The sequence below is a fragment of the Gardnerella sp. DNF01151 genome (assembly GCF_049244235.1).
In the GTDB taxonomy this organism is placed as follows: Bacteria; Actinomycetota; Actinomycetes; order Actinomycetales; family Bifidobacteriaceae; genus Bifidobacterium; species Bifidobacterium swidsinskii.
Genome location: NZ_CP058389.1, coordinates 1,146,912 through 1,162,000, shown reverse-complemented (window position 1 = coordinate 1,162,000; position 15,089 = coordinate 1,146,912). Strand labels below are relative to the sequence as shown.

The window sequence follows — 15,089 nt, the reverse complement described above, 5'->3', positions numbered from 1 at the left end:
GTATAATTGCACCCGGCAATGTGTTGATGTTTGAGGCTGATTTTGCGTTTTGTTGAACGAAGTAAGCCGGCACGGTAAGCCAGTATGTAAGTCAAATATGGTAAGCCAATATGGTTTGGAAAGGATACCAATGAAGACACTGAAAGATTTGGGAGATTTGAGTGGTAAGCGCGTATTGGTTCGCGCTGATTTTAACGTTCCTCTCAAGGGTACGACGATTACTGATGATGGTCGTATTCGTGCTGCTTTACCAACCATTAAGGCTTTGCGTGAGCAGGGTGCTAAGGTGATTTTGATGGCTCACCTTGGTCGTCCAAAGGGTCAGGTTGTTCCAGAGCTTTCCTTGGCTCCAGTTGCGCAGCGTTTGGGTGAATTGCTCGGCACAAATGTTGTTTTGGCTGCAGACACTTACGGCGAAGATGCTCAAGCTAAGGTAGCTGCCATGAATAATGGCGACGTTGTTTTGCTTGAAAATGTGCGCTTCAACGCGGAAGAAACCAGCAAGGATGCTTCCGAGCGCGCAGCTTACGCTAAGAAGATTGCTTCTCTTGGCGAAGTGTTTGTTTCCGACGGCTTTGGTGTTGTGCACCGCGCTCAGGGTTCAAATTACGATGTTGCTGCCGATCTTCCAGCAGCTGCAGGCTTGCTTGTTGAAAAGGAAGTTAAGGCACTTTCTCGCGCAACTGAAAACCCAGAGCGTCCTTTGACTGTTGTTCTCGGCGGCTCTAAGGTTTCCGACAAGCTCGGCGTTATTGAAAACTTGCTTTCTAAGGCTGATCGTCTTGTTATTGGCGGCGGTATGGTGTTCACATTCCTCAAGGCTTTGGGTCACGAAGTTGGTACTTCTTTGCTTGAAGAGGATCAACTCGAGAAGGTTAAGGGATACATTGAAACCGCTAAGAAGAATGGCGTTGAGCTTGTGCTTCCAACTGATATTGTTGTGAATGCTGGCTTCCCAGCAGGGGATACTCCAGTTGCTCCAGAAGTAGTTCCAGCAGACGCTATTCCTGCAGACAAGATGGGCTTGGATATTGGTTCTGACTCTCAGAAGCTTTTCCACGACAAGATTGTTGACTCCAAGACTGTTGTTTGGAACGGTCCTATGGGTGTGTTCGAGGTTCCAGAGTTTGCAGCCGGTACTCGCGCTGTAGCTCAGGGCTTGGTCGATGCAACTAAGAACGGCACTTTCACTATAGTCGGCGGTGGTGATTCTGCTTCTGCAGTGCGCAACCTTGGATTCCCAGAAGATGGCTTCTCGCACATTTCTACTGGCGGCGGCGCTTCTCTCGAGTTCTTGGAAGGCAAGACTCTTCCAGGTTTGAGTGTGCTTGAGTAAGTAATATTGCTTGAGTAAGTAGTATTTACGCGAGCAAGTATAAACTAAATATTTCCGCTTATGCCGACTTTCGATTTTATGAATCCGTTTTGTAAATCGAGGTCGGCATAACACTAATTTGCGCAATACTATTAATCTTCAATCCTCAATTTTTAAGGGTGATTATGGTTGTTAAAAGAAAGCCGCTAGTCGCAGGTAATTGGAAAATGAACTTCAATCACCGCGAAGCAACGCATTTTATACAAAAATTTGCGTGGCTACTGCGTGACGCGCATTACGACTATCACGATTGTGAAATTGCACTTATGCCTTCTTTTACTTCAATAAGAAGCGTGCAAGTTCTTGTTGAGTCTGACCATTTGCCAATATTGTACGGAGCTCAAGCTGTTTCTGTTACTGCTCAAGGTGCTTTTACTGGTGATGTTTCTGCAGATATGCTTGCAAGTCTTGGATGTTCAATGGTTATTGTTGGTCATTCTGAAAGACGCAAGTATCATCCTGAAGATGATGCAAATATAGTTGATCAAGTTCGAGCTGTTCTTGCCGCAGGAATGCAGCCAATTCTTTGCGTTGGTGAAAGTCTTAAAGAACGTCAACAGGGTGTTGCGCTGGATTTTGCTGTAGGGCAAGTGCATGATGTAACGCGCGATTTGGATGCGAAGCAAGCTAAGCGTTTAATTATTGCGTACGAGCCAGTTTGGGCAATTGGTACGGGTATGGTTGCCACTGCTAACTCAGCTCAGGAAGCTGCATTGGCTATTCGTGAAGACTTGCGCGTTACGTTCGGTGACGATGTTGCAGATACTGTTCGTATTCTTTACGGCGGATCTGTAACTTCTTCTAATGCTTCAAGTCTTATCGCGGAGCCAGATGTCGATGGATTCTTAATTGGTGGTGCTTCTCTTGATGCGCAAGAACTTGCTAATATTGTGCGACTAACGGCTGCGCAAACACGTTTAGAGACTAAATAAGCTTAAGCGGTCAAAGGTTATTATTAAACTTAATTGAGTACTGTAAAACAGGAGGTTGGTTGTGTCCACTGTGAAGATTATTTTGCAGGTGTTGCTTGTGCTCACTAGCATTTTGCTCACATTGTTAATTTTGATGCACAAGGGCAAGGGCGGCGGCCTTTCCGACATGTTCGGCGGCGGTTTAACGAAGAACGCTGGTAGCTCTGGTGTTGCAGAAAAGAACTTAAATCGTTGGACGGTTATTATAGCGTTGATTTGGGTGGCTGTTATTGTTGCCTTGAACCTTATGACTAAGTTCTCACTTATCTAAGTATTCTTTTAAGCGCGTAGTCGAAAGATTGCGCGCTTTTTATTTTATAAATCAAAATTTATGGGCTTGTGTGTGATCTTGCGTACGCGCTTGCATTTGTGCGATTTACAAATTCATTATGCACATTAAAAATAGTGGGTAACTATAATGCTTCGTTTTTCTCCTTCTTTAGTAATTGCTGATCTTGACGGCACAATGCTTCATGATTCCGATACTTTTGAAGGCCGCTTTTTAAGCAGCGAAACTGTGCAGGCTGCTGAGCGTTTGCACGAATCTGGTATTCCGCTTGCTATTATTACGGCTCGTCCTGTTGGAAGCGCTTTTGATTTTGTTCACGATTTAAAAGCTCAAGTTTGCGCGTATCTAAACGGTGCGCTTATTGATTTTGATTGCGTTCACAGCACTATTTCTGAACTTACTTCGCAGCGAAGCATTGATACTCTTACTCGCTTTGGTTTTGACTCTAATCTTGCTGCTGATGTTTGCCTGCGATTGCTTGATAAAATACCTACGCTCCGTCTTGGTATTGTGATGAACGACGTTCGTTACACTAATTTTGATGTTCGTATGCTTTGGAACGAGCAGGATTTTATTATTACAGATTTTTCCAATGTTCCAAGTGGCATAGCAGACAAAATCATTATTGTGCCGCGAGATTGCGAGAAGGAACAGCTTCAGCGTATTATTCCGGATGATTTTTCCTTGCATATTAGCGAAGATGTTTTGTGGATGCTTACGAATCCCCTTGCGAACAAGGGGCATGCTTTGAACGTTATTTGCAATCGTTTGGGTGTAAAGCCTAGTCGCACAGTCGTTTTTGGAGACGATATTATAGATATCGACATGTTCCATGCCGGTGGTTATGGGGTAGCGGTGGCGAATAGTAATCCGCGTTTGCTTGCGATTGCGGACGAAGTTTGCGATTCCAACAATGACGACGGTGTTGCCAGCTGGCTTCATTCAACCCTTTTTACTAGATTGTGAATAACCAACCTTTTTTCGTTACTGGCGCAGTTGGGCGGAGTCATACGTCGAGCGCTCCAATTGTGGGGAAATTTCCTCGCGTTTGGAGCGTCTAACCCTCCGCAACCCTCCAAATGCGAGATGATGCTCGCGCTCTAAGCGCTCGCTTACGAAACTCGCGTGCGCCATCGCAACGTTTTAACCAAATCTCGCTGGCGAACTCTTTCTGGCAAGTAATCACCGTTATTTTCTCAGTTCGTTAGCTGAGTTAGTAACGGTGTCTTGCTTATTACCGTTATTTTCTCAGATACTTGACTGAGTTTTTAACAGTGTCTTGCTTATCACTGTTATTTTCTCAGTTGGTTGACTGAGTTAGTAACGGTGTTGAGCTTATTACCGTTATTTTCTCAGTTTGTTGACTGAGTTAGTAACAGTGTTGAGCTTATCACCGTTATTTTCTCAGTTCGTTAGCTGAGTTAGTAACGCTCACTACCTTCCTGTAATACCTCTTATCCACAACGCTCAAAATTTATTGCGCAAATATTGTATCTTTGAATAATAATTTGTATGAGCAATACTAGTAACGAAATAATACGCATGATCGAAAATGCAGAAAGTAATCATCAGTGCATACGACCAATTACTGGTGCGCAAAAGCAGTATGCGTATAGGTGCGTGAAGAAAGGCACTTTTGTGCGCACTTTCCGCAATCTTTACGCGCGAACTGAGTATTGGCAGAAGCTATATCCGTCTGAAAAAATGCGTCACATAGCTATTTCTTTAATGGAGATTTATCCAGAATGGAAGTTCACTGGTCCTACTGCTGCTGCGCTACTTGGCTATGATATTGTGGAAAATTATGATGATGTAGAAGATGGCAGTGATAATATTCAGCGCAACTTCAGTTCTTCTGTAAGTTCAACGAAGATTTATATTCGTAGTTCTGTGCACAAGTCTGCTAACGATAATCCGTATTTGCATAGGATTATGCGAACATGCAAAGAACAGGATGGTACAAGTGATGACGTGCGCATTGTGCAGCCGAGTCGAAATCATGGTAGACGTCTCGTTACGCTTCCGCATTCAAGTGACAGGGTAAGTTATGAGATTAGAAGTCATATTGTTGACAAGAGCACGATGCTTTTTGATGTTGCGAATACTGTGAATTTTAGGACAGCGCTGCCGATTTTTGATTCTGCTGCGCGCGATAACGTGAATTTTAACAAGGTTCTTGAGATTTGCGGAAGAAGATACGGGACTTCTGCTGGCGGACATAGAAATGGTTGCGCTAATAAGTTGCAATACGCGGACGACGTTTATGATGAGTACGATTCATTCAATGAAGAGTATGAAGATTTGCGTACTCGTGAGAAGAGTGTAGTTACTGCTAATTCTGCGGAGTCGTTTGCGAATGCATTCGTTGGCGGCGGGTTCGGAAAATATGGGAGTAAGGAATATTCGCTTCTTATGCTGCGCCGCCTTTGCCTTTTTAAGAATGGTTTAAGTGAGAATGGCGGCGAGTCTTTTGCGCGCGGCACGATGATTGATCTTGGGTTTATGGTGCCTGAGTTGCAGCATGAGTTTGTTGCGTCAAATTCTAGGGTTAAGTATAGGTGTGATTTTTTGTGGCGGGTTTCGGGCGGTGGTCTGATTGTTGGTGAGCTTGATGGGTATGGGAAGTATTTTGTTGATTCGACTAATTCTACGCATGCGAATATCAACTTCAATTCTTCGTCTGATACTCAAATGTTGCGTAATTCCTACAATCAGGCCGCTATTAATCGCAATATTGATAGGCAGGCGGAGCGCGAGTCGGTGCTTTTTAGGGAGTGCGGAGTGAGTAAGATTGTGCGCTTTAATTTTGCGGATGTTGTTGGCGTTAAGAATCTTGAGCGGAAGCTTGTTGAGGCTGGCGTGCCGCGGATTATGCGCGTTGGATAATATCGAGCGCTTAAAGCGCGCACGCTTTACCTTTTTTCGTTACTGGCGCAGTTGGGCGGAGTCATACGTCGAGCGCTTCAATTGTGGGGAAATTTCCTCGCGTTTGGAGCGTCTAACCCTCCGCAACCCTCCAAATGCGAGATGATGCTCGCGCTCTAAGCGCTCGCTTACGAAACTCGCGTGCGCCATCGCAACGTTTTAACCAAATCTCGCTGGCGAACTCTTTCTGGCAAGTAATCACCGTTATTTTCTCAGTTCGTTAGCTGAGTTAGTAACAGTGTTGTGCTTATCACCGTTATTTTCTCAGTTGGTTAGCTGAGTTTTTAACAGTGTTTTGGTTATTACTGTTACTTTCTCAGTTTATTAGCTGAGAAAGTAATAGTGGGTAGATTATTTTATTACGATTGATAAAAACGTAAAACAAAAACCGCACATGTGTGAATTAATCCACGAACATGTGCGGTTTATGTTATTTAGCAGTTTCGCTGATTAGCAGTTTCGCTATCAGATGATTAGCAAAATCAGGCGTTTACGCGATCGATGCCGGACTGCACGTCAGCAATCACGGAATCCCAAGACTTGATGAAGGCGGCAACACCGTCAGCCTCAAGCTTGTCGGTAACGTCCTTGATGCTGATGCCAAGCTCAGCGAGCTTGTTCATAACAGCGTGGCTCTCTTCGTAAGTGCCCTTAACGGAAGCAGCGCCGTTGCCGTGATCAGCAAGAGCGTTCAAAGTCTTTTCTGGCATGGTGTTAACAACATGCTCAGCAACCAACTCGTCAACATACTTGCAATCGGAGTAAGCTGCGTTCTTGGTGCCAGTAGAAGCCCAAAGTGGACGCTGCTTCTTAGCACCCTTGGCTTCAAGCTCAGCCCAACGTGGATCAGCTGCGAACTTCTTCTCGAAGAGTTCGTAAGCCAAGCGAGCATTAGCAACAGCAGCCTTGCCTTCAAGAGCCTTAGCTTCTTCAGAACCGTTAGCTTCGAGGAGCTTGTCAACAGCGGTATCAACGCGGGAGACGAAGAAGGAAGCTACGGAACCAATGTGCTTCAAGTCGTGGCCGTTAGCGGCAGCCTGAGCGATACCTTCGATGAAGGCGTCGATAACCTGCTCGTAGCGCTCGAGGGAGAAGATCAAGGTTACGTTCACAGAAATACCCTTAGCAAGGGTAGCGGTGATAGCTGGAAGACCTTCCAAAGTTGCTGGAATCTTAATCATAACGTTTGGACGATCAACCTTTGCCCAAAGCTCTTCAGCCTGCTTCTCAGTGTTAGCAGTATCGTGAGCCAAGCGTGGGTCAACTTCGATGGAGACGCGGCCGTCAACGAAGTCGGTCTTTTCAGCGATCTCGCGGAAGATATCGGTTGCGTTACGAACGTCGGTGGTGGTCAACTCGCGGATAGCGGTTTCAACGTCGACCTTGCCGAGTTCCTTAAGCTGTGCATCGTATGGGCCAACCTGGCTCAAAGCCTTCTGGAAGATGGATGGGTTGGTGGTAACGCCAACAACATTCTTATTAGCAATCAAATCCTGCAAAGAACCGGACTCAATGCGGGTACGGGACAAATCGTCCAACCAAATAGAAACGCCGGAATCGCTGGTGCGCTGCGTTGCTTCAGTCATGTTATCTCCTTAACACTGTGCTCCACCAATTGGGGCACGTCGGTATTTTGGCGTTTTTACAAGAAACAGCGGTTGATGCAGAACCAACGGTAGCTCGGCATCAACACGCCATCGCTGTTTCCTGTGAAGTAGCTAAATTAGCACTTCTAGTTTTGTGACATACCAATTTTATTTTGATACATCAAGCTTTATTTTGCTTACTTGCTTTTGCCTTGCTATCTTAGGCGCGAGCTTCTTCGATAGAAGCCTTAGCAGCTTCTACTACGTGCTCAGCAGTAATGCCCAAGTCGATCATGTTCTGACCGCCGTCACCCTGCAAGCCGTACTGTTCGATAGAAACAGCCTTGCCGCAATCGCCAAGATACTTGTACCAAGGCAATGCCAAGCCAGCTTCGATGGAAACACGAGCCTTGACGGACTTTGGAAGGATTGCTTCCTTGTACTCTTCGTCCTGCTCTTCGAACCATTCGAGAGATGGCATAGAAAGAACGCGAGCCTTAACGCCTTCTGCAGCCAAAGTCTTGGCAGCAGCAACAGCCCACTGAACTTCAGAACCGGTTGCCATGAGGATTACGTCTGGAGTGCCTTCGCAATCAACCAAAACGTAAGCGCCGTGCTTTACGCCTTCGCGAGCCTTTTCAGCAGTCTCGGCAAGGGTTGGAACACCCTGACGAGTCAAAATCATAGCGGTTGGGTAGCTGTTCTTCTTCTCGAAGAAGTAGCGGTAAGCTTCAGCAGTCTCATACTCATCTGCAGGGCGCACAACCTCAAGCTGAGGAATAGCGCGGAAAGCAGCCAAGTGTTCGATTGGCTGGTGAGTTGGACCATCTTCGCCCAAAGCTACGGAATCGTGGGTCCAAACGTAGAGGTTTGGAATCTCCATCAAAGCAGCCAAGCGAACTGCTGGGCGCTCGTAGTCAGAGAACTGGAAGAAGGTGCCGTTGAATGGGCGAGTGTCAGAACCAAGCAAAATACCGTTGGTAATAGCACCCATTGCGAACTCACGCACACCGAAGTGAAGCTGACGACCGTACTCGGAAACGTTTGGCCAAGTGCGAGTTGCATCCTCGGATGGGCCGAAGGAGTCAGCACCCTTAATGTTGGTGTTGTTGGAGCCGCCCAAATCAGCGGAACCACCCCAAAGTTCTGGCATAACAGCAGCAATTGCGTTAAGAACTGCGCCGGAAGCCTTACGAGTAGCAACCTTAGATCCAACTTCGAAGCCAGCAACCAAGTCGTCAATAGCCTTGTCGAAGCCTTCTGGAAGCTTGCCAGCCTTAAGACGCTCGTAAAGAGCAGCCTTATCTGGGTTGGCAGCAGCCCATTTTGCAAGAGCTTCGTCCCAAGCCTTGTGAGCAGCCAAGCCGCGCTCTGCAACCTTGCGAGCGTGAGCCAAAGCTTCTTCGTCGATTGGGAACGAAACTTCTGGGTCGAAACCGCAAAGTTCCTTCAAGCCCTTCACAGCTTCCTCGCCAAGCTTGGAGCCGTGGGAAGCTTCGTTGTTGGTCTTGCCTGGGGTTGGCCAAGCAATCAAAGTATTAACCTTAATGAAGTGAGGCTTATCGGTAACTTCCTGAGCCTTTTCAATAGCTGCAGCCAAAGCCTGAACGTCTTCCTTGTAGGAGCCGTCTGGCTGGATGAAGCTAACTTCATCGGTGTACCAACCGTATGCACGGTAACGAGCAAGAATATCCTCAGAGAAGGTGAGCTTAGTGTCACCTTCAATCTGAATGTGGTTTGCATCGAAGATTACAGTCAAATTGCCAAGCTTCTGGTTTCCAGCCAAGGAAGCAGCTTCAGAAGAAACGCCTTCCTCAACGTCGCCTTCGCCGCAGATAACCCAAACCTTGTGATCGAATGGGGAAGTGCCTGCTGGAGCTTCTGGATCAAGAAGACCGCGCTCAAAGCGCTGGCCGTAAGCGAAACCAACAGCAGAAGCAAGACCCTGACCGAGTGGGCCAGTAGTCATTTCGATGCCTGGAGTCAAGCCGTATTCTGGGTGACCTGGAGTACGCGTGTCTGCACCGCCACGGAAATACTTGAGATCGTCAAGAGTCAAGCCGTATCCAGAGAAGAACAACTGCACGTATTGCGTAAGCGAAGCGTGACCGCCAGAAAGAATAAAACGATCGCGGCCAGCCCACTTTGGGTCAGCTGGATCGTGCTTAATGAAATGCTGGTACAATGTGTACGCAATCGGTGCTAATGAAACAGGGGAGCCAGGATGTCCGTGTCCTGCTCGCTCAACAGCATCAGCCGAGAGAACCTTCGCCATTTTTACGGCGCGCTCGTCTAATGCAGACCAGTTGAAATCGGTCATGTGATCTACTTTCCTTCCAATAATCCGGGTTTTTAAGCACAGCTTACGCTGGCTTTTTACCCTCTCATTGCCCTTCAATCCTATCTTTCGCGCGCGACGAATATGTTACAAAGTGTGTCAAAAGTTTGCTTTTATGTTCTGTTGCGTGCTAAGAAATAGACTACTATAGGAATATAGTATTTAGAGTGTTTGTAAGGAGTGGTAATGCAGTCACGACGCATGATGATTTTGCGCGCAGTTGTTGAGGATTATATTCGTTCTCAAGAGCCTGTTGGTTCTGCGGCTCTTGCAAAGCATCATCAGCTTGGTGTGAGTTCAGCTACTATTCGTAACGATATGTCGGCTTTGGAAGAGGAGGGATACCTTGTTCAACCGCACACTTCTGCAGGTCGTATTCCTACTGAAAAAGGCTATCGCTACTTTGTTGACGGTTTGGCTTCTGTTATTCCGCTTTCTGAACCGCAGCGTCGCGCTATACGTAACTTTTTAAGCGGATCTGTTAGTTTGCAAGATACTTTGCAACGTTCCGCGCGTCTTCTTGCAAGTATTACGGGTCAAGTCGCTCTCGTAGCATCTCCAGCATTGTCTAAGTCAAAAGTAAAAAGAATTGAGATTGTTCAAGTATCGTCTTCTACGCTTTTGGTTGTTGTGATTACAGATACTGGAGGCGTAGCTCAGCACATGATTCAAGCAACTACTATAAATTCAAATGACTTATTGCATCTAACTAATATGGTTAATGAGTGCTGCATTGGGCTATCTCTTTCATCTGCTTCACAACGCGTTTATGCGCTCGCAAATCGCAAGGATTTAGCGTCAGCTTTGCAAATTATTAGTCAACTTGCTAACGCTTTAGAAGATATGCATGACGGTGAGCATACTCACGACTTATATATGGCTGGAGCTTCTCAACTTGCGCATAGACAAAGTATTGTTGATTTTGCTTCACTTTTTGACGCACTCGAAGAACAGGCTGTTATTATGCGACTGATGACTTCGTTAAGTGAGGAAGCAAGCGATTGTGCAAGTGGTGTTAGTGTTGCAATCGGCTCGGAAACGCACACTCCTGGTTTGCTTAACGCTTCTGTTGTAACAAGCACTTACGGATACAATGCTGATTCTGACTCTGCGTTTATTGGATCAATTGGTCCTACGCATATGGATTATGCTGCAACGATGACTGCTGTTAAGGCTGTTGCGCGCTACCTTAATTCGTTTATATCCGAAAATTCATAAAACGTGGCTGGTTTATGGCTGGTTATTCGGCTTATGTCTGGCTGTGCCTTATGCAAGAATGATTTTAGAAAAAGGTAAAAGGGGAATTAATTGACTGATTACTACAAAGTTCTAGGCGTTGATCACAATGCTAGCGACGACGAAATTCGCAAAGCCTATCGCAAGATGAGCCGCAAATATCATCCTGATATTGCAGGCGCTGAGTTTGAAGAAAAGTTTAAGGAAGTAAATGCTGCCTACGACGTGCTTTCTAATCCTGAAAAGCGTCGAATGGTAGACATGGGTGTTGATCCTAACGATCCTTCTGCAGGAAGTGCCGGAGCTTCAGGTGCTGGTTTTGCAGATATGGGCATGGGCGACATTTTCAGCCAGTTCTTTGGCGGTTCTTTCGGTAATTCGCAAGGACCAATTTCGCGTGTGCAGCCTGGCGATGATGCGTTAGCTGAGGCTCGTATTGATTTGAAAACCGCTATTTTTGGCGGAAATGTTAGCGTACGGTTAACTACTTTTGGCGTTTGCAAGGATTGCTCTGGTTCCGGTTCTGCCGACAATTCCGCTCCAGAACAGTGCTCTGTGTGTCACGGTTCTGGCTTCTGCCAAAAAGTTGTGCGCACTATGCTCGGTCAAATGATGTCTTCGATGCCTTGTGAGCATTGCGAAGGTCATGGCACGATTATTAAGAATATTTGCCAAAACTGCCACGGTCATGGTCGTGTGCGTTCAATTCGTGAAGTTGGAGTGAACGTGCCGGCTGGAATTCGTGACGGTAGTCGTTTGCGCTTAGCTTCCCAAGGAAGCGTTGGTGAGTGCGGCGGTCCTGCCGGCGATTTGTACGTTGATATTCATATTCGTGCAGATAAGCAATTTACTCGTAACGAGGATGATTTGCATTGTTGGATTACAGTTCCTATGAGCTGGGCTGTTCTTGGTCGTAGTCTTGAAATCGACACTTTTGATGGTGCTCAGAAAATAACGATTCCTGCAGGCTGCCAAAATGAAGACACTATTACTTTGCCAAATCTTGGTGTGACGAAGCTTCGTTCTAAAGATCGCGGAAATATCGTGGTTCATGTGCTAGTGCAAACGCCTTCTAAGTTGAATGATGAAGAGCGTGCTTTGATTGAAAAATTTGCTAAATTGCATGATAGTTCTATGAAGCAAGTGCAGCAGCATTCGTTAAGTGAGCAGTCGAGTGAGCGTAAAGGTTTCTTTAGTAAATTAAAGGAAGCTTTTGCCGGCTGATTTTACGGATTTAATTTACTGCTTTAATTTAAAATAGTGGGGAAATATGGCATTACCAATATTGTTTGCTGGAACTCCGGAAGTTGCGGTTCCGTCTCTTCGCGAGTTAACTAAAGATAGTGAGCATTTTGATGTTCGCGCTGTTCTTACGCGACCGGACGCTCCGACTGGTCGCGGTAGAAAGCTTGTGCCAAGCCCTGTGAAACAGGCTGCTCTTGAGCTCGGCTTGCCAGTGCTTGAGTCGGATCCTAAAAATGAAGATGTGTTTCTTGAACAGCTTGCGGCAACCGGTGCAAAAGCTGCAGCAGTTGTAGCATACGGCAAGATTTTGCGACAGAATGTTTTAGACGCGTTGCCGCTCGGCTGGTATAATCTTCATTTTTCGCTTCTTCCGCAATGGCGAGGTGCAGCTCCTGTGCAGCGCGCAATTTGGGCTGGGGATGATATTACAGGTGCTACGGTTTTTCGCATTACGCGCGGCATGGATTGTGGGCCTATTTTGGCGCAGTTTACTACAAAAATTGAGTCTCACGAAAATTCTGGCGATCTTCTTGCACGACTTGCAAACGACGGCGCGCCGCTTCTTGCAGCATCTCTTCGTGGCATGGAAACTGGTGAAATTGTGCCGGTTGAGCAAGATCAAACTCCTCAAGAAGTTGCGCAAAAAATCACTGTTGAAGATGCTCATATTGATTTTCATGTGCCAGCTTTTGCAGTCGATCGTCAAATTCGCGCTTGTACGCCAAATCCGGGCGCGTGGTGCGAGCTTCATGCGGACGATGAACATAATGCGGATCCGATTACTTTGCATGTTTTACGTGCAGTTCCGGCAGATGCTAACGATCCGCATGGTGAGGAATTGATGAAGCTTGATCCTGGAAAATTGCTTGCTGGCAAGAAGCAAGTTTGGGTTGGTACTTTAAGCGGCGTACTTGAACTTTTGGAAGTAAAAGCGCAGGGAAAGAAAGCTATGAAAGCGGCAGACTGGGCGCGCGGAGCTAGGCTTTCGGCAGCAGCTTACTGCGCATAAAATTATGATTATGAACTTTTCTTCGATGTTGCCAACTTTGTCTAAACCAGGGCTTTTGGTTATGGATGTTGATGCAACGCTTATTGAGGAAGAAGTTATCGATTTGCTCGGTGCAGAAGCTGGATGCGGCGATGAGCTTTCTGCGATTACAGCGCGAGCAATGCGTGGCGAAATTACTTTCGATACTTCCTTGCGTTCGCGCGTGAGTATGCTTCGCGATTTGAATATTGACGAGTGCAAAAAGCGTATTATTTCTAAAATTCATGTAACTAAAGGCGCGAATGTTTTAATTGACACGCTTCATGCGCACGGATGGAAAGTTGGCGCAGTTTCTGGCGGTTTTCATGAGATTTTGGACGAATTTTTGCCGAGTTTGAATATTGATTTTTGGGCGGCTCACCATTTAGAGTCTATTGACGGCAAGCTTACTGGCAACGTACTTGGAAATATTGTTAATGCTAATGCAAAAGTTGAAGCGCTTAGAACTTGGGCAACTAATCTTGGAATTGATCGCGAACAAACTGTTGTAGTGGGGGATGGAGCGAACGATATTTCAATGATTAAATTCGCTGGATTAGGCGTAGCTTTTTGCGCAAAACCAACAGTTCAAGCGGCTACTCCTTACTGCATTCTTACTCGCGATTTAAGCGCTGTCTTACGTTTTTTGAATGCGAATTAATACGTTTTTAAAAGTAAAAGTTGAGTAATGTACGTAGGCAATGTAAAATTGCGAATGATGATTAAAGATTAATGATTAAATTTTTTGTGAAAGTTCTGTATCTTTTAACCGCAGAGCTTAAATGTGTTGGTGAATCTTTCTATTGTTGAGTAAAATAAAGTTAATTTATGGGAGAGAGAGTGTGCATAAATACGGGAATTTATGCATTTAGGGTAGGGAGTGTAAGTTGAATTTACGAGAAGTTGCGCTTGAAGTTGCGCGTATTTTGGAAGATGTTGGTAAACATGCGTATCAGGATCAATTAAGCCCTCAAGATATGACGTCGATTGCGTTGGGTGATCCTAATAAATCTGAATCTGGTTTTGGCGATAAGCTCGTGCGTTTTATTCAAAATCGTTTGACTTATGTGAATCCTTTCCAAGGTTTTTGGCAAACTAAGCCGGAGCAGTGCAATCCAGGAGAACGTTTTTGGTGCGTTGGAAACGTTGACGGTGCTATTAATTTTAATCGCGATATGGCTGAGTGGACTCTTACGGTTTCGCTTTTTGAGTTTAACGATGAAGGCTCCGCTCGTCCGGTTCTTGGCGTTGTGCACGCTCCTGCGTTGGGATTGACTTATTTGGCTGCAAAGGGTCAGGGTGCTATTCGTATTCGTAGAACTCCGCAAGGAGAGAAGCGTGAGAAGATTACGCCTTCCACAACTTCTACTTTGCAAGGATCTGTGGTTTGTTATGGAATGTCTTATATACCTGGTGAATCTAAGCGCGCGCTTGACGTAGTCGCTTCTGTTGAAGAGGGCTGCCCTGCGGATATTAAGCGTATTGGACCTGCGTCGCTCGACTTGTGCAAGGTGGCAGATGGCACTTATGACGCTTATTTTGAGCCTCACTTGCATCATTGGGATATTCCAGCTGTTTCTGCTGGTGCCGTGGTTGTGCTAGAAGCGCAGGGTCAGGTTTGCCAGTGGGATGGAAACCCTATTCATTGGCGACGCGAAAATGACGTAGTTGCTTCTAACGGTTTGCTTATTAACGAGTTAAAGCCGTATCTTAAATAAGCAATATTCTTGCGTAAGTAACTAATATTCTTGCGTAAGTAGTTAATAGTCTTACGTAAGCAGTCAATAACATTACGCAAGTAACTCGTAGCCTTGCGTAAGCATTCAATTATCTTGCGGCGTATCGTAATTTTTTTTTCATAAATATTATGACGTCTTAACATGTAATTTATACGTATTCATGCGTGATTTGCGAATTATGTGATTTACGCTACACAAATTATTGCATGAAAAGGTTTGCAATGTATGAATAGTTGAGTACCATATAACTTGTACGAATGTCAGTTTGCACATTTTTATGCATGCTTGAAACGTATTAAGAGAGTATGAAGCGTTGTGTAAATAGCAAATTGGTATGAAACAAAGAGGCGAATGCTAA

At 45.6% G+C, this 15,089-nt stretch carries 12 protein-coding genes; 10 read left to right on the top strand and 2 right to left on the bottom strand.

The features are described from left to right. The first annotated feature begins 130 nt into the window (after positions 1 to 130). The 5 genes from HXT37_RS04965 to HXT37_RS04945 all read left to right on the top strand — a co-directional run bounded on the left by HXT37_RS04965 (position 131) and on the right by HXT37_RS04945 (position 5,521). A complete protein-coding gene (locus HXT37_RS04965; RefSeq protein WP_004108635.1) occupies positions 131 to 1,336 on the top strand; it encodes a phosphoglycerate kinase in 1,206 nt (401 codons plus the stop codon). 164 nt (positions 1,337 to 1,500) lie between these two features. Continuing rightward, complete coding sequence (gene tpiA, locus HXT37_RS04960; RefSeq protein ID WP_004108638.1) at positions 1,501 to 2,307, top strand: triose-phosphate isomerase; 807 nt, start codon at positions 1,501 to 1,503, stop codon at positions 2,305 to 2,307. A gap of 61 nt (positions 2,308 to 2,368) precedes the next feature. After that, positions 2,369 to 2,617, top strand: coding sequence for a preprotein translocase subunit SecG (gene secG / locus HXT37_RS04955; protein WP_004119067.1), 249 nt, complete (start codon positions 2,369 to 2,371; stop codon positions 2,615 to 2,617). Between the two features lie 147 nt (positions 2,618 to 2,764). Next, a complete protein-coding gene (locus HXT37_RS04950) occupies positions 2,765 to 3,601 on the top strand; it encodes an HAD hydrolase family protein (RefSeq protein WP_103013852.1) in 837 nt (278 codons plus the stop codon). Positions 3,602 to 4,147: 546 nt separating this feature from the next. Then, complete coding sequence (locus tag HXT37_RS04945; protein ID WP_369827456.1) at positions 4,148 to 5,521, top strand: AMP-dependent synthetase; 1,374 nt, start codon at positions 4,148 to 4,150, stop codon at positions 5,519 to 5,521. 521 nt (positions 5,522 to 6,042) lie between these two features. Here HXT37_RS04945 and tal read toward each other — a convergent pair. Next, on the bottom strand, positions 6,043 to 7,146 hold the full coding sequence (gene tal, locus HXT37_RS04940; protein WP_116994688.1) for a transaldolase: 1,104 nt from the start codon (positions 7,144 to 7,146) through the stop codon (positions 6,043 to 6,045). A gap of 220 nt (positions 7,147 to 7,366) precedes the next feature. Beyond that, a complete protein-coding gene (gene tkt / locus HXT37_RS04935) occupies positions 7,367 to 9,466 on the bottom strand; it encodes a transketolase (RefSeq protein ID WP_410311117.1) in 2,100 nt (699 codons plus the stop codon). A gap of 219 nt (positions 9,467 to 9,685) precedes the next feature. Here tkt and hrcA point away from each other — a divergent pair, with 219 nt between their 5' ends. The 5 genes from hrcA (at position 9,686) to HXT37_RS04910 (ending at position 14,710) form a co-directional block, all read left to right on the top strand. Next, positions 9,686 to 10,702, top strand: a complete 1,017-nt coding sequence (gene hrcA, locus HXT37_RS04930; protein WP_165845982.1) for a heat-inducible transcriptional repressor HrcA — start codon at positions 9,686 to 9,688, stop codon at positions 10,700 to 10,702. A gap of 90 nt (positions 10,703 to 10,792) precedes the next feature. Next, complete coding sequence (gene dnaJ / locus HXT37_RS04925) at positions 10,793 to 11,944, top strand: molecular chaperone DnaJ (protein WP_004108655.1); 1,152 nt, start codon at positions 10,793 to 10,795, stop codon at positions 11,942 to 11,944. 46 nt (positions 11,945 to 11,990) lie between these two features. Beyond that, the gene (gene fmt / locus HXT37_RS04920; RefSeq protein WP_012914250.1) at positions 11,991 to 12,974 is read left to right on the top strand and encodes a methionyl-tRNA formyltransferase; all 984 of its coding nucleotides are present in this window, start codon (positions 11,991 to 11,993) and stop codon (positions 12,972 to 12,974) included. A gap of 25 nt (positions 12,975 to 12,999) precedes the next feature. Beyond that, positions 13,000 to 13,653, top strand: coding sequence for a phosphoserine phosphatase SerB (serB, locus tag HXT37_RS04915; RefSeq protein ID WP_082915496.1), 654 nt, complete (start codon positions 13,000 to 13,002; stop codon positions 13,651 to 13,653). 226 nt (positions 13,654 to 13,879) lie between these two features. Further along, entirely contained in the window at positions 13,880 to 14,710 is an 831-nt protein-coding gene (locus HXT37_RS04910) for an inositol monophosphatase family protein (RefSeq protein WP_004108666.1), read from the top strand. The last annotated feature ends 379 nt before the right edge of the window (positions 14,711 to 15,089 follow it).

Coding starts and splice junctions, on each gene's coding strand:
- tkt (WP_410311117.1), bottom strand. CDS start 9,466: ATGACCGATTTCAACTGGTCTGCATTAGACGAGCGCGCCGTAAAAATG.
- HXT37_RS04945 (WP_369827456.1), top strand. CDS start 4,148: ATGAGCAATACTAGTAACGAAATAATACGCATGATCGAAAATGCAGAA.
- HXT37_RS04965 (WP_004108635.1), top strand. CDS start 131: ATGAAGACACTGAAAGATTTGGGAGATTTGAGTGGTAAGCGCGTATTG.
- tpiA (WP_004108638.1), top strand. CDS start 1,501: ATGGTTGTTAAAAGAAAGCCGCTAGTCGCAGGTAATTGGAAAATGAAC.
- serB (WP_082915496.1), top strand. CDS start 13,000: ATGTTGCCAACTTTGTCTAAACCAGGGCTTTTGGTTATGGATGTTGAT.
- hrcA (WP_165845982.1), top strand. CDS start 9,686: ATGATGATTTTGCGCGCAGTTGTTGAGGATTATATTCGTTCTCAAGAG.
- tal (WP_116994688.1), bottom strand. CDS start 7,146: ATGACTGAAGCAACGCAGCGCACCAGCGATTCCGGCGTTTCTATTTGG.
- fmt (WP_012914250.1), top strand. CDS start 11,991: ATGGCATTACCAATATTGTTTGCTGGAACTCCGGAAGTTGCGGTTCCG.
- HXT37_RS04950 (WP_103013852.1), top strand. CDS start 2,765: ATGCTTCGTTTTTCTCCTTCTTTAGTAATTGCTGATCTTGACGGCACA.